This window comes from Geodermatophilus tzadiensis, assembly GCF_003002915.1.
GTDB classification, from domain to species: Bacteria; Actinomycetota; Actinomycetes; order Mycobacteriales; family Geodermatophilaceae; genus Geodermatophilus; species Geodermatophilus tzadiensis.
The window spans coordinates 424,303-442,515 of the sequence record NZ_PVTG01000002.1; the positions used below are offsets into that span (position 1 = coordinate 424,303).

At 72.9% G+C, this 18,213-nt stretch carries 17 protein-coding genes, 1 tRNA gene and 1 pseudogene; 14 read left to right on the forward strand and 5 right to left on the reverse strand.

Annotated features, from left to right (window positions below; translation table 11 throughout):
- The first annotated feature begins 7 nt into the window (after nt 1-7).
- From LY71_RS05135 to LY71_RS05150, 4 genes are all read left to right on the forward strand, one after another.
- Nucleotides 8-697 carry a phosphatase PAP2 family protein gene (locus tag LY71_RS05135; protein ID WP_106275845.1) on the forward strand — a complete coding sequence of 230 codons (690 nt, stop codon included), beginning with the start codon at nt 8-10 and terminating at the stop codon, nt 695-697.
- Complete coding sequence (locus tag LY71_RS05140) at nt 694-2,040, forward strand: diacylglycerol/lipid kinase family protein (RefSeq protein WP_106275846.1); 1,347 nt, start codon at nt 694-696, stop codon at nt 2,038-2,040. Before LY71_RS05135 ends, LY71_RS05140 begins: the two co-directional genes overlap by 4 nt.
- Nucleotides 2,037-2,444 (forward strand): DUF1003 domain-containing protein, encoded by a 408-nt coding sequence (locus tag LY71_RS05145; RefSeq protein WP_170121223.1) that lies wholly within the window; start codon nt 2,037-2,039, stop codon nt 2,442-2,444. Before LY71_RS05140 ends, LY71_RS05145 begins: the two co-directional genes overlap by 4 nt.
- Nucleotides 2,445-2,540: 96 nt before the next feature.
- Nucleotides 2,541-3,074 (forward strand): hypothetical protein, encoded by a 534-nt coding sequence (locus tag LY71_RS05150; protein WP_106275847.1) that lies wholly within the window; start codon nt 2,541-2,543, stop codon nt 3,072-3,074.
- A gap of 67 nt (nt 3,075-3,141) precedes the next feature.
- On the opposite strand, the gene LY71_RS05155 is transcribed toward LY71_RS05150, so the two are convergent.
- Nucleotides 3,142-4,137 carry a LacI family DNA-binding transcriptional regulator gene (locus LY71_RS05155; RefSeq protein WP_106275848.1) on the reverse strand — a complete coding sequence of 332 codons (996 nt, stop codon included), beginning with the start codon at nt 4,135-4,137 and terminating at the stop codon, nt 3,142-3,144.
- A gap of 138 nt (nt 4,138-4,275) precedes the next feature.
- On the opposite strand from LY71_RS05155, the gene LY71_RS05160 reads away from it, so the two are divergent.
- Genes LY71_RS05160 through LY71_RS05190 form a run of 7 tightly spaced genes read left to right on the forward strand, consistent with a single transcriptional unit; the run spans nt 4,276 to nt 10,660 of the window.
- A complete protein-coding gene (locus LY71_RS05160) occupies nt 4,276-5,229 on the forward strand; it encodes a substrate-binding domain-containing protein (protein ID WP_211297146.1) in 954 nt (317 codons plus the stop codon).
- Nucleotides 5,226-5,978 (forward strand): ATP-binding cassette domain-containing protein, encoded by a 753-nt coding sequence (locus tag LY71_RS05165; RefSeq protein ID WP_245887673.1) that lies wholly within the window; start codon nt 5,226-5,228, stop codon nt 5,976-5,978. Before LY71_RS05160 ends, LY71_RS05165 begins: the two co-directional genes overlap by 4 nt.
- 4 nt (nt 5,979-5,982) lie before the next feature.
- The gene (locus LY71_RS05170) at nt 5,983-6,987 is read left to right on the forward strand and encodes an ABC transporter permease (protein ID WP_106275849.1); all 1,005 of its coding nucleotides are present in this window, start codon (nt 5,983-5,985) and stop codon (nt 6,985-6,987) included.
- A 4-nt stretch (nt 6,988-6,991) separates the two neighbouring features.
- On the forward strand, nt 6,992-8,044 hold the full coding sequence (locus LY71_RS05175) for a phosphotriesterase family protein (RefSeq protein WP_106275850.1): 1,053 nt from the start codon (nt 6,992-6,994) through the stop codon (nt 8,042-8,044).
- Nucleotides 8,041-8,796 carry a glutamine amidotransferase gene (locus tag LY71_RS05180; protein ID WP_106275851.1) on the forward strand — a complete coding sequence of 252 codons (756 nt, stop codon included), beginning with the start codon at nt 8,041-8,043 and terminating at the stop codon, nt 8,794-8,796. The genes LY71_RS05175 and LY71_RS05180 overlap by 4 nt, the downstream gene beginning before the upstream one ends.
- Nucleotides 8,793-9,746 (forward strand): nucleoside hydrolase, encoded by a 954-nt coding sequence (locus LY71_RS05185; protein WP_106275852.1) that lies wholly within the window; start codon nt 8,793-8,795, stop codon nt 9,744-9,746. The genes LY71_RS05180 and LY71_RS05185 overlap by 4 nt, the downstream gene beginning before the upstream one ends.
- Nucleotides 9,743-10,660, forward strand: a complete 918-nt coding sequence (locus LY71_RS05190) for a ribokinase (RefSeq protein WP_106275853.1) — start codon at nt 9,743-9,745, stop codon at nt 10,658-10,660. Before LY71_RS05185 ends, LY71_RS05190 begins: the two co-directional genes overlap by 4 nt.
- A 448-nt stretch (nt 10,661-11,108) precedes the next feature.
- Here the strand turns inward: LY71_RS05190 and LY71_RS05200 are convergent, their stop codons facing one another.
- Nucleotides 11,109-11,876, reverse strand: coding sequence for a ParA family protein (locus tag LY71_RS05200; protein ID WP_170121224.1), 768 nt, complete (start codon nt 11,874-11,876; stop codon nt 11,109-11,111).
- A 267-nt stretch (nt 11,877-12,143) separates the two neighbouring features.
- Here LY71_RS05200 and LY71_RS05205 point away from each other — a divergent pair, with 267 nt between their 5' ends.
- Nucleotides 12,144-13,181 (forward strand): MBL fold metallo-hydrolase, encoded by a 1,038-nt coding sequence (locus LY71_RS05205; RefSeq protein WP_106275856.1) that lies wholly within the window; start codon nt 12,144-12,146, stop codon nt 13,179-13,181.
- A gap of 1,027 nt (nt 13,182-14,208) precedes the next feature.
- A complete protein-coding gene (locus LY71_RS05215) occupies nt 14,209-14,511 on the forward strand; it encodes a DUF3303 domain-containing protein (RefSeq protein WP_106275858.1) in 303 nt (100 codons plus the stop codon).
- A gap of 234 nt (nt 14,512-14,745) precedes the next feature.
- Here the strand turns inward: LY71_RS05215 and LY71_RS05220 are convergent.
- A pseudogene (locus LY71_RS05220) lies at nt 14,746-14,844 on the reverse strand (IS5/IS1182 family transposase); the annotation flags it as partial.
- Nucleotides 14,845-15,082: 238 nt separating this feature from the next.
- Here LY71_RS05220 and LY71_RS05225 point away from each other — a divergent pair.
- Entirely contained in the window at nt 15,083-16,075 is a 993-nt protein-coding gene (locus LY71_RS05225; RefSeq protein WP_146146061.1) for a Vgb family protein, read from the forward strand.
- Nucleotides 16,076-16,775: 700 nt separating this feature from the next.
- Here LY71_RS05225 and LY71_RS23340 read toward each other — a convergent pair.
- Together LY71_RS23340 and LY71_RS05230 are read right to left on the reverse strand one after the other, a co-directional pair.
- A tRNA-Gly gene (locus tag LY71_RS23340) sits at nt 16,776-16,856 on the reverse strand.
- Nucleotides 16,857-16,915: 59 nt separating this feature from the next.
- The gene (locus tag LY71_RS05230; protein ID WP_106275860.1) at nt 16,916-18,043 is read right to left on the reverse strand and encodes a site-specific integrase; all 1,128 of its coding nucleotides are present in this window, start codon (nt 18,041-18,043) and stop codon (nt 16,916-16,918) included.
- Between the last annotated feature and the right edge of the window lie 170 nt (nt 18,044-18,213).

Consider the following 18,213-nt stretch of genomic DNA (forward strand, 5'->3'; position numbering starts at 1 on the left):
GGTCGGGATGGACACGAGGACGGCGCCGGCGGAGGAGACGACCGCGCCCTTCGGGCAGCGCTGGGCGAGCCGGCTCGACACCGGGCCCGAGGGGAGGGGGACGGCGGCCGCGGCGACCGTGTTGCGGCAGCTCGGCGACGTCGACCTGGCGGTCTACCGCGCCGTCGCGGCAACTCCCACCCCGACGCTGGACGCCCCGGTCCGCCGGCTGTCGGACGCCGCTGACCGGTCCCGGCTGTGGCTGGCCGTGGCCGCCGCCATGGCGACCCTCGGCGGCCGTCCCGGTCGGCGCGCCGCCGGCGCGGGCCTGCTGGCGGTCGCCGTCGACTCCGCGGTGGTGAACGGCATCCTGAAGGCGGTCGCCCGCCGACGTCGGCCCGATCGCGAGTCGGCCCGGGTGCCCACCGACCGCCGGGTGCTGATGCCGGCATCGCGGTCGTGGCCGTCGGGGCACGCGGCCTCGGGATTCGCCTTCGCCACCGCCGTCGGTCAGGTCCTGCCTGCCGCGGCTCTCCCCCTGCGCGTGCTCGCGTCCGCGGTCGGTTACTCCCGCGTGCACACCGGAGTGCACTTCCCCGGGGACGTCGTCACCGGGGCGGTTGTCGGCGCCACCGTCGGCGAGGCCGTCGCCTGCGGACTGTGGCGGGTGCACGCGGTACCCCGGCTCTCCCTCGGTCCCCGGCGGGGGACGTCGTGAGCGCCCTGGCCGGGGCGTGGCGGCGCCTGACGGCGACCGGTGCCCTCCTGGCCTCGGGCGCGGGAACCGTGGTCGTCCTGCTCGCGATCGTCGGCGACCTCCGGCGGCTGCCGCTCGAGCTGGCCCTGCTGGCGGCGGTCGTGCTCGGCGCCTGGTCCGCCGTGACCCGCGCGGGATGGCGCCGGCTGCTCGCCGCCATCGTGACCCTCGGAGCTGCCGCCGGTCTGGTGGCGGTCTCCTTCGGCGGCGCGGACACGGCCTCGGTCCTCGTCCGGGTGGCCGCCGTCGCGCTGGCGCTCGTCCTCGTGGCACTCGCCGTCCGCCGCGACGCCCGCGGCCTGCGGCGTGCCCCGACGGCCGGCGTCGCCGTCCCGGGCGCCCGCAACGCGGTCCTCATCCTGAACCCGCGCAGTGGCGGCGCCACGGCGCAGCGCCTCGACCTGGCGGGGCAGTGCCGCGCGCGCGGCATCGAGCCGGTCGTCCTGGGGCCGCGGGACGACCTGGTCGCGCTGGCCGAGGCGGCGGTCGCCCGGGGGGCGGACGTGATCGGCATGGCCGGTGGCGACGGCTCGCAAGGGCTCGTCGCCGGGGTGGCGGCCCGGCACGGCGTGGCCATGGTCGTCGTCCCCGCCGGCACCCGGAACCACCTGGCCCTCGACCTCGGCCTGGACCGGGACGACGTGATCGGCGCGCTCGACGCGTTCGGCCCGGCGGTGGAACGCGTGGTCGACCTGGGAGCGGTCAACGGCCGGGTGTTCGTCAACAACGTGTCGCTGGGGCTCTACGCCGAGATCATCCGCTCGCCCGAGTACCGCGACGCCAAGGTCGACACCACCCTGGCCGCTCTGCCGCGCCTGCTGGGCCCGGGGAGTGCGCCGTTCGACCTGGAGTTCACCGGGCCCGCGGGGGAGCGGCACTCCGGCGCGCACGTCGTCCAGGTCTCCAACAACCCGTACGGCGCGACGGCGGGCTCCCGCACCACCCGTCCGCGTCTGGACACCGGCCACCTCGGGGTGATCGCGCTCGAGATCCGGGGCGACCGGGCGGCCACCGGGTTCCTCGCGGCGGCCGCGGCGGGTCGACCCGGGCGCCATCCGGGCTACTGCGCGTGGGAGACGGCGGCCTTCCGGGTCCACTCGGCGCACCCGGTGGACGTCGGACTCGACGGCGAGGCCCTCCGGATGGCGCCACCGCTGAGCTTCAGGTCCCTGCCCGGCGCGCTGCGGATCCGCCTCCCCGCGGGCGCCCTGGGGCTCTCCCCTGCGGCCCGGGACGCCCGGGCCCGGGAGGTGCTGCACCAGCTCCGCCTGACCGCCTCCGGCCGGTCGAAGGCCCGGACGTGAGCGCCCGGCAGCGGCCCAGGCCGCTGGACCCGGCCCTGCGGGCGTACGCCGCACAGCGCAGGCACGCCCTGGAGGACCGGGTCGCCGATGCGGTGACCGCGTTCGCCGGGTCGATGCGGTTCGTGTACCTCCACGTCCTCTGGTTCGCCGGCTGGATCGTCCTCGGCGTCGAGGAGTACCCCTTCGGACTCCTGACCATGATCGTCTCGCTCGAGGCGATCTTCCTGACCACCTTCGTGATGATCAGTCAGAACCGGAGCGACGAGAAGAGCGAGGTGCTGGCCGACCACCGCTGGCAGACGGTGCAGCACCAGGAGGAACAGAACGACGAACTGCTGCGGATCGCCGCGGAGATCCTGGAGGTGACCAGGACCAGCAGCGGATCCGCCCAGGGCTCGGCATGAGCCCGGTCCGCGGCGGCGGAGGCGGCTCGGGAGACCGGACGGCTCGCGAGCGCGGGCCGCGCACACCCGGTCCGCCCCTCCAGGAAGAGGTGCCCGATGACCGACACGACGACCGGGGACCGAGGCGGCCCCGCCCCACCGGCCAGGCTCGGCGAGCGCACCCGGTCCCTGAAGGAGCAGATCTACGCCAGCTTCACCGGACTCGCCATCCTGGCGGCTGTCTCCGGTACCGGACACGCCACTGCCGCGGACGCGCTGCTGTCCGTCGGGATCGGTGTCCTGGGGATCTCGGCCGCAGGCCTCCTCGCCGAGGTCGTCTCGCACCAGGTCGTCCACCAACGGCTGCCGGCCACGGAGGAGCTCCGGACGATGGGGCGGATCGCTCTCGGTGCCCTGGGGTCGGCCCTGGCCCCGGTGGTCGTCCTGGCCCTCGCCTGGGGCGGGATGCTCCCCCTGGACCGGGCGCTGTGGACCGGGATGGCGCTCTACGCCGCCGTGCTGGTGGCAGTGGTGCTGCTCGCCGTCCGGCGCACCGGGCTGCGACCCCTCCAGCGTCTGCTCGCGACCGCGACGATCCTCGGGCTGGCGCTCCTGGTCGTGGCCCTGCTGCAGCTCGGGCACCTCGACTGACGGTCCGCCGGCAGGGTCACCGCCGCCCTGCGAGGTGCACGGCTGCCCCACCTGGTCCACCTGACGGTCAGGGAGCGGCAGGACTGGTCGCCCCGAACACGATGTCGGGCTTGAACCACCGCGACGAGGGCTCGTCGTCGGACTCGACCAGGGACCGGATGGACCGCGCCATCTCCTCGACGGGCTGGCGCACCGTGGTCAGCGAGGGATGGGCGAGCGCTGCGGCGCCGATCCCGTCGAAGCCGACGACGCGGAACTCGTCGGGGACCGAGCGGCCTTCGTGCAGCAGGTGCGCCAGGACGCCGAGGGCGATCACGTCGGCCGCGGTCACGATCGTGGCGCCGGTCCAGCCGTCGGCGAGGATGCGGGCGGCCGCCTCCCGCCCCCAGGCCGCGGAGAAGTCCCCGAGCAGAACGGGGACGTCGGGGGAGAAGTACTGCCGCATGCCGTCGAGGCGTTCGTGGGCCGAGGAGGAGTCCGGCGTCGCGCCGACGTAGACGACCGGTTGCCTGCTGACGTCGACCGCCGCGGCGACGTGCTCGCGGACGAGCTGCATCCCCGCCCGGTTGCTGACGCCGACGTAGGACGCGGCGGTGCCCTGCACGCGGCGGTCGAGCTGGATGGTGTGCACCGCGGCCGCGGCCGCGGTGACGGACGGTTCGCTCAGCTGCTCGTGCACGGGGATCAGCACGAGTGCGTCGACCTGGCGCCCGAGGAACGAGCGGACGCCCCGGGCCTCGGTCTCCAGCGAACCGTCGGCGCTGAACACGAGCAGGTCGATCCCGGGGTCGGAGAAGGCACGGGACAGCTGCTGGGCGAGCGCCGAGAAGTACGGGTTGTCCAGGTCGGGCACGACCAGCCCGACCGTCGACGTGCGGGTCTGGCGCAGCGCCCGACCGACCAGGTTCACCCGGTAACCGAGCCGTTCGGCGGCCTCGGTGACCTTGCGCTGCATGGCCGGGTCGACCGACCGCGTGCCGCTCAGGGTCCTCGAGACCGTCGCCACCGACACGCCGGCCAGGCGGGCGACGTCGGCCATCGTGGCCGAGCGGGACGGCGGCACGACGGGCTCCTGTCGTCGGACGAGGTGGCACGGGAGCGTGAGGTATCGGTTGCGCGACGACCCTCGACCAGGTGGTCAGCGTGTGTCTACAGTCACCGACCACCACGGTAATCGATTTCCCACGGAACGAGGACCCCCATGACCCGACACCTCGGCATGGCCGCCCTGGCGACTGCCGCGACCCTGACGATGACCGCGTGCAGCACCGGCAACGAGGAGCCCGCCACCGGGGCGTCCGGGGAGCCTGCCGAGGAGTGCGTGATCGGCATGACCCAGATCAACCAGACCGCCACCTTCTTCACGCAGATGAACGAGGGCGCGCAGGAGGCGGCCGACGAGGCCGGGTGCGAGCTGCAGATCGCCAACGCCAACAACGACTCGGCCAAGCAGAACAGCGACATCGAGAACTTCGTGTCCCAGGGCGTGACGGGCCTGATCGTGGTGGCCATCGACGTGAACGGCGTGCTGCCGGCGGTGCAGCAGGCCACCCAGCAGGGGATCCGGACGGTCGCCATCGACGCCGAGCTCGAGGAGGGGTCGGTCGACACCTTCGTCGGCGTCGACAACGAGGCCGCCGGGGAGCAGGCGGGCCAGTGGGTCGTGGACGAGGGCCTCGCCGAGGGGGCGAGCTACGGCGTCGTCGACGCCCGCAACTCGTTCATCCAGAACCAGCGCGAGGACAGCTTCCGGGCCGTCGTCGACGCGGCCGGGGCGACCTTCACGCAGGCCGTCGACGGCGAGAACGTGCAGGAGCAGGCCGCGACCGCCGCGCAGAACCTGGTGACCGCCCAGCCCGACCTGTCCTTCGTCTACACCACGGGTGAGCCGGCCACCGTCGGCGCCGTCGCCGCGCTGGACCCCGCGGGTAGCACCAAGGTCATCGGCTGGGACCTCACCGCCGAGGTGATCGCCGGCATCGACAGCGGCCTGGTGACCGCCGTCGTGCAGCAGGACCCGCGGCAGGAGGGGATCGAGGCGGTCAACGAGCTCGCGGCCATCCTCGAGGGCGAGGAGCCGGCGGGCTTCATCGACGTGCCGATCACGATCGTCACCTCGGACAACGTCGACGAGTACCGCGAGATCTTCGAGTGACCTCCGGCACCCGCGACCTCTCGACGCCGCGCGTCGAGATGCGCGGGATCCGCAAGCGCTTCGGCGCCCTGGAGGTGCTGCGCGGCGTCGACCTGACGGTCGGCAGGGGGGAGGTCGTCGGTCTGGTCGGCGACAACGGTGCCGGCAAGTCGACGCTGATGAAGATGCTGGCCGGCGCGGTCGTCCCCGACTCGGGGGAGATCCGCGTGGACGGGACGGCGCTGACCGGCTCGGGCCCCCGCGCAGCACGGGCAGCGGGGATCGAGATGGTCTACCAGGACCTGGCGCTGTGCAACGACGTGGACGTCGCCGGCAACCTCTTCCTCGGCCGGGAGATCTACCGTCCCCTCAGCCGGCGCCTGGACCACAAGCGGATGCACGAGGAGGCCGCGAAGGACCTCGCCACCCTGCACATCCGCATCAGCGACACCCGTCAGCTGGTGGCCACCATGTCCGGCGGACAGCGCCAGGCGATCGCCATCGCCCGTGCCGTCACCTTCGAGCCGAAGGTGCTCGTGCTCGACGAGCCGACCGCTGCCCTCGCGGCGCGCGAGGTCGAGATGACCCTCCAGCTGATCCGTGACGTCTCCACCCGGGGGGTCAGCGTCGTGCTCATCACCCACCGCCTCCAGGACCTCTTCGAGGTGGCCGACCGGTTCGTCGTCCTGTACGAGGGCGTCAACCACCGACAGATGACGCCCTCCGAGACCGACCTCGGCGGTCTCGTGACCGCGATGATGGGGAAGTGACGCCGTGAGCACCGAGACCGTCACCCCGCCCACCGGTCGGGCCGACCGGCGCGGCGCCCGTCAGGACTTCGTGCACCGCAACTTCGGGGTGTTGTCGATCTCCGCCGTGCTCGCCGTGCTGTTCGTCTTCTTCAGCGTGCAGACCGACGCCTTCCTGACGACGAACAACCTGGTCAACGTCGCCCGGCAGGTCGCCCCGACGGTCGTCGTCGCCGTCGCGATGACCTTCGTCATCACCACCGGCAACATCGACCTGTCCGTCGGGTCGATCCTCGGGCTCAGCGCGGCGGCCCTCGCGATCGTCGCCGAGAGCGGCAGCGCCGTCGTGGCGCTCGTGCTCGCCCTGGTACTCGGGCTGGGCATCGGCCTGGTCAACGGCGCCCTGACGGCGTTCGGCAAGCTGCAGTCCTTCATCGTGACCCTCGCCGCGCTCACCGCGGTGCGCGGTCTCGCGCTGCTCATCACCGACGGCTACAGCACGCCGATCACCTCCGACTTCCTGCTGCCGATCGGCAACGGCAGGCTGGCGGGGCTCTACACGCCCACGTGGATCGCGGTCGTCGTCGTCGCCGCGGGCTGGTACGTCTTCAACCACACCCGGTTCGGCCGGTACGTCGTCGCGGTGGGCTCGAACGCGGAGTCCCTGCGGCGCGCCGGGGTCGACGTGCGACGGATCCAGCTCGCCGTGCTGACGCTGACCGGACTCGTGGCGGGACTGGCGGGCGTGATCACCGCCGCCCGCCTGGCCAGCGGCTCGTCCAACTCCGGCACGCTCTTCGAGCTCGAGGTCATCACGGCCGTGGTGCTCGGCGGGACCGCCCTGATGGGCGGCAAGGGCTCGATCATCGGCTCGGCGATCGGCGCGGTCACGCTCGGCGTCATCAGCAACGGACTGGTCCTGCTGAGGGTGGACGTCTACTGGGTACCGATCACCCAGGGCCTGATCCTCATCGTCGCGATCCTGCTCAACGCCAGGCTCTTCAGCGGCATCTCGGGGCAGCGGACGTGAGCCGGTGACGGCCGTCCAGACCGTCCGCGGGCCCGTCCCCGTGGACGACCTCGGGATCACCCTGACCCACGAGCACCTGCTGAACGACGTCTCGTCCTGGTGGCAGCGCAGCACGTCCCACGGTCTCGACCCGGACGAGTTCGCGGACGCCCCCGTCGGCGAGGCGCTGCTCTGGGACCTGCGCCAGGACCCCTTCGGCAACCGCGCGAACCTCGCGCTCGACGACGTCGACGTGGCCTGTGCCGAGCTGGGCCGGTTCGCCGCGCTGGGCGGACGCACCGTCGTCGAGACCACGGGCTGGGGGATCGGCCGCGACCTCGCCGGGCTGAGGCAGATCTCGGAGCGCACCGGCGTGCACGTCGTGGCCGGCACGGGGTTCTACCTCGAGGCCTCCCACCCGGTCGACCTGGTGGCGCTCGGGGCCGACGGGGTGACCGACCGCATCCTGGCCGACGTCCGCGACGGCGAGGACGGCGTACGGCCCGGCATCATCGGCGAGATCGGGGTCAGCGCCGACTTCACCGCGGCCGAGCAGGTCGGCCTGCGGGGTGCCCTGGCAGCCCAGGTCGAGTGCGGGCTGCCGATCCAGGTCCACCTGCCCGGGTGGTTCCGCCTCGCGGGCACGGTCCTCGACCTCGCCGAGAGCGCGGGTGCCGACCTCGCCAAGGTCGTGCTGTGCCACATGGGCCCGTCGGGGGAGGACCCGGACTACCAGCGCGCGGTCATGGACCGGGGCGCCTGGGTCCAGTACGACATGCTCGGGATGGAGGTCTACTACGCCGACCAGGGCGTGCAGTGCCCCTCCGACGAGCAGAACGCCACCCACCTGGCCCGCCTGATCGCGCTCGGCTACGGCGGCCGGCTGCTCCTGAGCCAGGACGTCTTCGTCAAGTCGCTGCTGCGCCGCCACGGCGGCCCGGGCTACGCCCACGTCCTCCAGTACTTCGCTCCTCGTCTGCACCGGCACGGCGTGGACGAGGCGCAGGTGCTGTCGCTGATGACCGACAACCCGCGCCGCCTCTTCGGCGGCGGACACCCGACCGAGGGGACACCGTGACCCGCATCCTGCTGGCCGGCGAGAGCTGGATCTCGACCGCCACCCACGTGAAGGGCTTCGACGAGTTCTCCAGCACCTCGTTCCACACGGGCGCGGACGCGTTCATCGCGGCCGCCGCGAGCGAGGGCCTGGAGGTCGAGCAGATGTACGCCCACGACGTGCCGGGCTCGTTCCCCCGCACCGTCGAGGCGCTGTCCGCGTACGACGCCGTGATCCTCTCCGACATCGGCGCGAACAGCTTCCTGCTCCCCCCGGAGGTGTTCCTCGAGGGACGTCGGACGGACAACCCGCTGGTCGCCCTCGCCGAGTGGACCCGCGGCGGTGGCGGTCTGATGATGGCCGGCGGCTACCTGAGCTTCACCGGCTTCCAGGCGCGGGCCAACTTCGCCAGGACCGCCGTGGCCGACGTGCTCCCGGTGACGATGCTCGAGGCCGACGACCGGGTGGAGGCGCCGCAGGGCGCCCCGGTCGCACTCGGCCTGCCGACCCACCCCGTCGCCGCAGGCTGGGCCGAGCTGGCCAGCTCCGCGCCGACCCTGCTCGGCTACAACCTGGTCCGGCCCCGGGAGGACGCCGCGGTCGTCGCGACCGTCGGGGGCGACGTGCTCATCGCCACCCGGGAGGTCGGCGAGGGCCGGTCCCTCGTGTGGACCTCCGACATCGGGCCCCACTGGTGCCCGGAGGACTTCCTGGCCTGGGACGGCTTTGCCCCGCTCGTCGGCGGGATGCTGCGCTGGCTGGCCGCGCGGTGACCGACGCCGGTCCCACGCCCGTCGTCCTGGACTGCGACCCCGGGCACGACGACGCGGTCGCCATCCTGCTCGCGCTGGGGTCACCGGGGGTGCGCCTCCTCGGGATCACGACCTGCTTCGGCAACTGCGCGGTCGAGGACGCCACCCGCAACGCCCTGAGGGTGCTCGCGCTGGCAGGTCGCGAGGACGTCCCCGTCGCGGCCGGAGCCGCCGGGCCGATGCGCGGTCAGGTCGCCCTGGGCAACTACGTCCACGGGGTGACCGGGCTCGACGGCCCCGACCTCCCCGAGCCGACGGCGGCACCGGTCGACGAGACGGCCACGCAGATGCTGCGGCGCCTGCTGACGGACTCGCCCGAGCCGGTCACCGTCGTGGTCACCGGGCCGATGACGAACGTCGGGACGCTCCTGTCGCAGGAGCCGGGACTGGTCCGGCACATCCGCGAGATCGTCTTCATGGGTGGCTCGACCGAGCGGGGCAACCACACCCCGACCGCGGAGTTCAACACGTTCGCCGACCCGGAGGCGCTCGACGTCGTCCTCCGTGCCGGCGTGCCGGTGCGGATGGTGGGGCTCAACCTGACCCACCAGGCCCTGGCGACTCCCGCGGTCGTCGAGCGCATGTCGGCGATGCCGCACGACGTGGGTCGCACGTGCGCGGCGTGGATGGGGTTCTTCGGCAGCTCCTACGAGCGCATCTGGGAGTTCGAGGCACCACCGGTGCACGACCCGTGCACGATCGCGGCGCTGCTGGACCCCGACGTCATCCGCTGGCGCGACTGCTTCGTGGCCGTGGAGCTCGACGGGACGTGGACCCGCGGCACCACGGTCGTCGACCTCTTCGGCCGGCTGCCCGACCACGCGCCCAACGTCTCCGTCGCGATGGAGCTCGACGCCGAGCGCTACTGGGACCTGGTCCTGGCCGCGCTGGACGCGCTGGGATCGGCATGACCGGTCTGGTCTGCGTCGTGGGGTCGCTGAACGACGACACGACCCTGGCGGTCCCGGTGCTGCCCTCGCCGGGCGAGACCACCCTGACCCGCGGCGTGCGCCTCACCTCGCCGGGCGGGAAGGGAGCCAACCAGGCCGCGGCCGCCGCGGTGCTCGGTGCGGAGGTGGCCATGGTCGGGGCGGTCGGGGACGACGAACCGGGGGAGCGGTCGCTGGCCGCGCTGCGGGACGTCGGGGTCGACCTGACCGCGGTCGCGGTGCGCGAGGACGTCGGGACCGGCATCGCCGTCATCACCGTCGACGACAGCGGGGAGAACACCATCGTGGTCGACCCCGGTGCCAACCGCACGCTCACCCCGGACGAGGTGACCCGCGCGATCACCGCCGCCTCGCCCGCGGTGCTGCTCGTCCAGCTCGAGGTGCCGCGGGACGCCGTGACCGCGGCGGTCGAGGCGGCCGGGGATGCCGTGGTGGTGCTGAACCCGGCGCCGATGCCGGCCGACCCCGAGCCGGTCCGCGAGGTCGTGTCGCGCGTCGACGTGCTCGTCCCCAACCGCAGCGAGCTCGGTCGCCTGGCGGGACGTCCGGAGCCGACGGACGCGTCGGAGGTGGCGGAGTGCGTCGCGGCACTCGGCCCCACCGGCAGCGTCGTGGTCACGCTCGGTGCCGACGGCGCCCTGTGCTTCGAGCCGGGGGCCGCGCCGGTCCTGGTGCCCGGGATCCCCACCTCGACCCGCGACGCGAGTGGTGCCGGGGACGTGTTCTGCGGGTGTCTCGCTCAGGAGCTCGCGCGCGGCACGGGCCTGCTCGACGCGGTGCGCTCGGCCAACGCCCTGGCCGCCGCCAGCACCGCCCACCCCGGCGCGAGGATCCGCGCCGACCTCGTGGACCGGATGTCTCCGCTCGCGCCCTGAGGAACGCATCGATCCTGCCTGGCCCGGTGCTCATCGACCTCGGTCGGCGGACTCCCGCTGACGCTGGGCGGGGGCGGCGACCTCGGATCTGCTGGCCGCGGACCGGCGTCCGTGACGGGAACCCGGACGGCGGGGCCGTGCCGGCCGGTCCGTGCTGTTCACGGACCCGCTCGGAAGCCCGTGACGGAGACGCGCACCGGTCCCACCGTGAGGACGAGCCCCGTCCCGGTGCCCGGGGAACGCACGCTGGGCGCCGACCAGCGTCGTGGCGTCAGGCGCACGTCGACGGTCGGCGTCCGGGGTTCTGTCGCGTCCCGCCGCTCCGCCGGGACGGGCGCTGGGGCGTCCCCTCGCGGCCGCGCCATCGGCATCGGCGTGGCCTGCTGCAGGTCGGCCAGCAGATCGGCCTGCAGGCTGCCCGGGCGGGGGGAGGGCGGCTTCACGGTGGTCATGCGGGGACCCTCTCGGCGGCGGCGAGCACCTCGTCGGCGAGCGCCAGGTAGGCGGAGGCGACGGGACTGGTCGGGTGGGAGAGCACGACAGGTCGTTTGGCGAGCGTGCTGGTCGGTACGCGCCGGGACAGGGGGACGCGGGTGGCCAACAGCGGCAGGTCGGTGTCGTCCAGAGCGCCGGCGACCTCCCGGGCGGCGCGCCCCCGCTCGTCCCAGACGGCGCAGGCCACCCCGACGAGGACGGCGGAGGTGTTCTCGTAGGCACGGTGCTGGTCGAGGAACGCCGCGACCCGTGCGACGCCGAGGGCGGAACCCGGGTCGCTGGTGAAGACGGTGAGCACGGCATCCGCGGCGCAGACCGCCGCCAGGGTGAGACCGCCCAGGTCGCCCCGCGTGTCGAGCACGATGTGCTCGTAGTCGGCGAGCAGCGGTCGCAGCACGCGCCGGATGCTCGTGACGAGGCCACCCGCGCTCGCCAGTTGCGCGGCAGCGGTCTCCAGGGCCGGGTGTGCCGGCAGGAGGTCGAGCCCGGGGACGACGTCCCGCCGGATGACCGCGCGGGCCTCGGCGTCCGGGTCGTCCAGGAGCGCGGCCAGGCTCTCGTCCGGGCGCTTGGCGACGACCCCGAACGCCCGTCCCAGGCTGTCCTGCGGATCGACGTCCACGGCGAGCACCCGGCCGCGGCGGGCGAGTGCGGCGGCGAGGTTCGCGGCGGTCGTCGTCTTCCCCACCCCGCCCTTGGAGGAGCAGACAGCCAGGCGCATGCGGGGCAGTGTGGGGAGCGGCAGCCCTCGAGCCGGGGATGCGGGCCGGTGCGCCGGGCCGGAGTGTCCCATCCGGCGCACTGTGCCCAGCATCACCATGGCGCCTGTGCTCCGCCCCATCAGCTGCGCGGTGCGCGAGGCGCTGTCCACCGGTGCGCAACAGGTCCATCCGGCCCGCTCCGGTCGCGGTGGTGCGCGGTGTGGCAGGTGACGAGGACGGCTGCGGAGAGGCGCCACTGACGGGGATGGGACCGCTAGCGTCAGGCCGTGTGCGACGGTGACGGCGCGTCGGGCGCGGCCGCCCCTCGTCCGGCTCCTGGTCCGGCGGTCGACCCCATCGCCCTCGTGCCGGTCGACGAGGTGGTCGTCACCACGATCATCGACAACGTCTTCGACGCCCTGCTGACCAGCGACGACCGTGTGACCAGGGCACCGTTCGCCAGCGGGTCGGTCGCCGCGCCGCAGTTCGAGGGTGGGCGGACGTTCACGGGCCTGCGGGCGGAGCACGGCTTCTCCGCCCTGGTGACCGTCCGCCGAGGGGAGACGACCACGACGCTGCTGTTCGATGCCGGTGTCTCGCCCGACGGCATGACGACCAATGCCGACCGGCTGGGCATCGACCTGCAGGGTGTGCAGGGTGTCGTCCTCAGCCACGGGCACTTCGACCACGTCGGCGGGCTGGCCGGGCTGGCCACACGCAGCCGGCTGCCGATGACGGTGCACCCGCTGATCTGGACGCGTCGGCGGCTGCTCCTGCCGGGCACCGGGGGCACGGAGCTGCCGACGCTGAGCTCGGCGGCGCTGGAGGCCGAGGGGTTCCGGGTGATGGAGCGGCGCGAACCCTCACTCCTGGTCGACGGCTGCGTGCTGATCACCGGCGAGATCGACCGGACGACGGACTTCGAGCGCGGCATGCCACCGCCGCACCAGGCGTGGGACGGTTCCGACTGGCGCCACGACCCGCTGGTGCTCGACGACCAGGCGCTGGTGGTGCACGTCCGCGGCCGCGGGCTCGTCGTCCTCACCGGCTGTGGTCACGCCGGCGCCGTCAACACCGCTCGGCACGCCATGCGGCTCACCGGTGTCCGTCGGCTGCACGCGCTCCTCGGCGGCCTGCACCTGGGTGGGCCGGCGTTCGAGCCCATCATCACGCCGACGGTGCAGGCGCTGGCCGAACTGGCGCCGGACCTGGTCGCCCCGGGGCACTGCACGGGCTGGCGGGCCCAGGCGGCGTTGGCCGCGGCGCTCCCCGACGCCTTCGTGCCGAGCAGCTCGGGAACTCGCTACACCCTCGCCGCTGCTTGAGCGCTCCGGCCTGAGCGTCGTGTGCCGCGGTGCACTGCACCGGTGCCTCCGACCCCCTGCCCGTCACAGCTGATCTGGCTGGGGTCACCCGGTCCCTCTTGAGCGCGCCGATGCCTCGGTCCACCCACCACGGCTGATCCGGACGGGGAAGGCCACCACGCCCCGGACATCACTGCTGGGACGTGGCGGTGAGCATCCGCGTGTTCGTGCGGCGGGCGCACTCCCTGGACGATCCGGTCACCGTCACCCCGCCGGCGGCGCGGTTCCTCGAGGACACGGTCGTCCCCGGGCACGACGTCCTCGTCGGTTGCGGTCCGTTCCCGCGGCCGGGCGCCGATCCCGTTGCGCAGCGTCTGGTGGTGGTGCTCGGTGCTGCTCCGACGAGGGGTCGCCTCCGGTGTGGTCAGCCGGGTGCGCCAGGGGGAGGGCGACGTCGCCGGTTCCCACTCGGTCCCGACGCCGATGTCGAGCGGAGCGGTCAGCACGGCGGGACCCGTGCCTCGAGAACGTCGACGGGGCATCTCGTCGAGGACCTGCCGCACGCTGCCTGCTGCTCTGACGTGAGGTCGCCGACGGTCATCCCGCTGCGCCCGGGGGAGTCCGAGGCACAGATGGCCCTGTAGCCGTTGGACCCGGTGACCTGGCACCACTCGCGTCCCGAGCGGACGAGTGGACGGACGTGGACGTGGACGTACTGACCGGCGACGAGGTCCTCGGCGGCGACCAGGTGGCCGTAGGAGGCCGGGTCGGGGGTGGGGATGGGGATGTGGCTCCGGGGCGTCATGCGGCGACTTGTCCGCGCTGGCCGTCGGCGGTCGATCATCAGATCGCGATGGCGAGGAGCAGCCGTCGCCGGGACGACTGCTGCGGTGGAGGCGAGGCGTCGCGCCTTCCATGCGTGCGGTAGCCGCCATGCGAGCCACCGGCACCAGCCGTGTCCGGCGCGCCGGGGTCTCTCGCCGGGCGGCGGCGCGCAGATGAGGCTCCTCGGGCCAGCATCGGTTCCACGCCGTCCTGGAGGGTCGAGATGAAGTACGTCATCACGTGGACAGCCCGAGAGGGCGGGTCGGCGGGGCAGAACGAGGAGGCGACGCAGCGGGCGCTGGAGCTCTTCGGCAAGTGGACGCCGGAGTCGAACCTCCAGATCCACCAGCTCGTCGGCGGACTGGACGCCCGTACCGGCGTGTGCGTCTGCGAGACCGACGATCCCCACGCGATCGTGTTGACGACCGCCTATTTCGCTCCCTTCTTCAGCTACACCGTCATGCCGGTCATGGACGTGCAGCAGACCGTGGAGAGCATCCAGGCTGCGACTGCCCGCCGCGGGTAGGTCGCGGCAGTCGGGTCCGCGGTCGTCCGTGGACCGAGGCCCCGTCGGATCATCGGCCGGGTCAGCTCTCGTGCGGTGCTCCGTCCGGCTGGCCTCGTCGGTCACCCCCGGGTTCGGACTCCGGTGAGTTGGCGCGAGCGCAGGAACTCCTCGCGCACCAGTGTGCGGAGGTCCTCGACGGATCGGGCACGAGGTGGACCTGATCGCGACCCGCTCAGCGCCCTTCAACCCCGGCCGGGTCCAGCAGGTCCACCCGGAGCCGTAGCCGAGCTCGGCCGGCAGCTTGGTCCAGCCGATGCCGGTGGACAGCACGAAGGCGATGCCCTCGAGCAGCCAGGCAAGACCATGCTGCTCAGCTGCCTGTGCCCGGCTGGTCGGACCTGTGCGCCTGGTGTCCCCCAGCGACGACGCACCGCGGCTGAGGGACTTCCCACGCGAGTCGTCCACTGCCACGATTCCGGCCGCGTAGGTCCGTCTGTTGGCCAGGTCGGCCGTGGCCGGCGTCCGCGGGGAGGCCCCCATGACGTCGAGACGCTCCGGCGTCAGACGGTCGCTCGTCCTGGCGATGACGGTGAGCACCGTCGTCCTCGTCGGGTGCGGCCCTGAGGACGAGAACTCCGGGCTCACGTCGGATTCGACATCCACGCGCGCGACATCCTCGACACCCCTGCCGAAGGCAGAGGACGTGGCAGACCTCGGCACGCTGACCATCCAAGCCCGACCCTTCCCCGACTTCGCTCTCGCTGACGGAGACACGGTGTGGGTCTCCGGTGTGGAGCCTGGTCTCGTCGGCTACGACGCCGGCACCGGCGATGTTCGGGCGGAGGTGGCCATGGGTGACGTGCCGCTCGCCATGGATCAGGGCTTCGGGTCGCTGTGGGCCGGCGAAGGGGTGGCCGGCGTGATCGCGACGCTCGTCCGGATCGATCCCGCGACCAGCACGGTCACCGCCCGCGTGCCGATGCCCGACGCCGGTCTCCGCCCGGAGTCCTCGCTGGCGGTCACCGAGGACGCGGTCTGGGCTCTCGTCGATGGCGCGGACGCGGAGAGCCGCCTGCTCGTGGCCGTGGACCCGGCCACGAACGAGGTGCGGGAGACCTTTCCCGCACCTCGGGCGGCGGAGGCGCTTCGCGGTGGGTTCGGCTCCCTCTGGGTCGCCACCTCGCATCAGAAAGTGGTGCGGGTGGACCCCGACGACGGCAGCACGCAGGCGACCGTCGACACAGGCTACGGGTCCCGGTTCATGGCCGTGGGCGACGACGCGGTGTGGGTCATGAACCAGGACGACGGCACGGTGTCGCGCATCGATCCGGAAACCGACGCGGTCGTCGCGACCGTACAGGTCTCCACCGGCCGCATCCCCGGCGGCGACATCGCGATCGGGGACGACGCGGTGTGGGTTCGCACGGAGGCCGAACTGGCCACCGCCGTGGACCCGAGGACCAACGAGGTGGTGCGCGTGCTGGGTCCCCCGGCCGGGAGTGGGAGCATCGCCGTCACCGAGGGCGCGGTGTGGGTCACCGCGCATGACCAATTCGTCATCCACCGCGTGCCGACCGCCTGACGGGCCGGACGCGGCCGGAAGACCGCCACGGTGCGCTGTGCGATCGGCGCGGCCGATCGGCCCGGCAAGCTGGCCTCTCGATCAGATGTCGACGTCTGTCGATCCGTACAGATGTCGCTGCTGAACTGCCTGTGCGCGGCGATCCCGGCGCGGGAGCGGGTGATCACCTGCGAGGAGGTGTTCGAGCTATCCGTCCCGCTGCCTGACGTCGCTGGTAGCCGCTTCCGGACGTGCGGCCATGCATGGTGTTCGACCTGCGGGTGCCGTCGTTGGTCGCCAGCCGCCTGAGTGCACGGTGCGCTGCAGCCGCCGGATGTCCCCGCCTATTCGCGTCGGCGACTCGGGGCACCCCGTTGCTGCAATGGCAGCGTGCCCTCGCTCAATGCCGGACGTCAGCTCGGTGTCCCTGTATCGATGTCCAGCCGGCAGCGCGTCGATGTGGAGGTCCTGCACCGCTGGGCGAAGGAGACCGTTCTGTCCGGGCTCGCTCGGGGCTACGACGTCTCCGACCTCATGTGGCGCCGCGGAGCCCAACCACGTGCCCGACTCGTTCACGCCGAGCGACGCACTGCTCGAGCTCGTCGTCACGGCGCTCGATCTCGCCAGCCCATCGCGCGCAGAGCATATCTGGCCTTCCGGAGGGTCTTCCGGACCTTCCCCACTTCGCCTGTCGTGCAACGGGACCTGCGGAATTGCGCGGAGCGGGTGACCGGGATCGAACCGGCATGGCCAGCTTGGAAGGCAGGCCGCTCCGGGCCATATGCCCTGCTCAGGAGCTCGCTAGGGGTCTCATAGAGGCCTTTATGACCACTACGTGACCAATCGTCTTCCCGGCCGCTGCTACTTCGGCGGTTCCGAGCCGTCCTGGTCGTCGCCCAGCGCGCCCAGCATGGCGTCGAGCGCCCGGGCGATGTCGGCATCGCGATCGTCGGCCGCGTGCTGGTACAGCAGGGCGGCGGCGGGGGAGGAGTGGCCTAGTCGGCGCATCAGCTCCTTGGTGGTGGCACCGGTGCCTGCAGCCAGGGTGGCACCGGTGTGCCGGAGCTCGTGCGGTCGGACCGCAGGCAGGCCGATGGCGTTCGCCGCGCGGCGGAAGGTCGAGTTCCAGTTGCTGCGGGCGAGGTAGCCGCCAGTACTGGTGGAGAACAGGAGGGCGTCCGGAGCAGCGCCGACGTACTTCCTCACGTGTTCCTCTAGCACTGCCGCGATGGCAGCGGGGAGCGTCACGGTTCGGTGCCCGGCATCGGTCTTGGGCTCGCCGACCACCCAGCGGCCGCTGACGCGACGGACTGATCGTTCGACGCGCAGTCGACCTCCGGTCAGGACATCAGACCGCCGCAGGGCGGTGGCCTCCCCAAACCGCAGCCCACCGAAGGCCAGTACGAGGAGAAGTGCGCGGTAGCGCTCGGTTCTCCGGTCCTGCCCCAGGCGCTCAGCCAGCTGCAGCGCCTCTGCGGCGGTCAGCGCGCGGGAGGGCCGGGACGCCTTGGGCGTGCCAGCACCGCGCAGTCGGCACGGGTTTGACGGGATGGCCTCATCGGCCACGGCGACGTTGAGGACGGCCCGCAGCAGCCGATACGACTGCGCGAGTGCCGTCGGACGAGTCGTCCGGCCGGCCTGCGCGTGCCAGGAGCGAACGGCCGCCGGTGTGACCTCGTCGACCGGAACGTGGGCCCATGCCTCGGCGAGGTGGTGGCGCCAGAGGCCGGCGTAGAGCACGCGGGTGCTCTCACGGAGGTCGTTGCGAGCGAGGTAGTCCTCGGCGTACTCGCCGACTGTCCGGCCGCTGGCGTTCGGAGCTCGCCAGCTCTTCCGGGCGAGGTCCGTCTGCTCGCTCGCGAGCCAGGCCCAGGCGTCCGCCTTCGCGGCGAAGATCTTGCTGTGACGTCGACCGTCAGGGCCGAGGTAGCGGGCGCGGAAGCGGCCGCTCGGCAACCGGTCGACCGATCCGAACGTCCGCTTGGGCATGCCGCGACCTTGGGCGACCTCAACGAGCGCGTGTCGAAGTCAGCGCAAACTGGGGACGCGTCCGGCATCCACAAATGAAGTGACCCCCGTCGGCTGAACACCTCCAGACTTGGCGCAAGCCGAGGAGGGAGGGCCCGGGTGGGCCGACGGAGCAAGTACCCCGAGGAGTT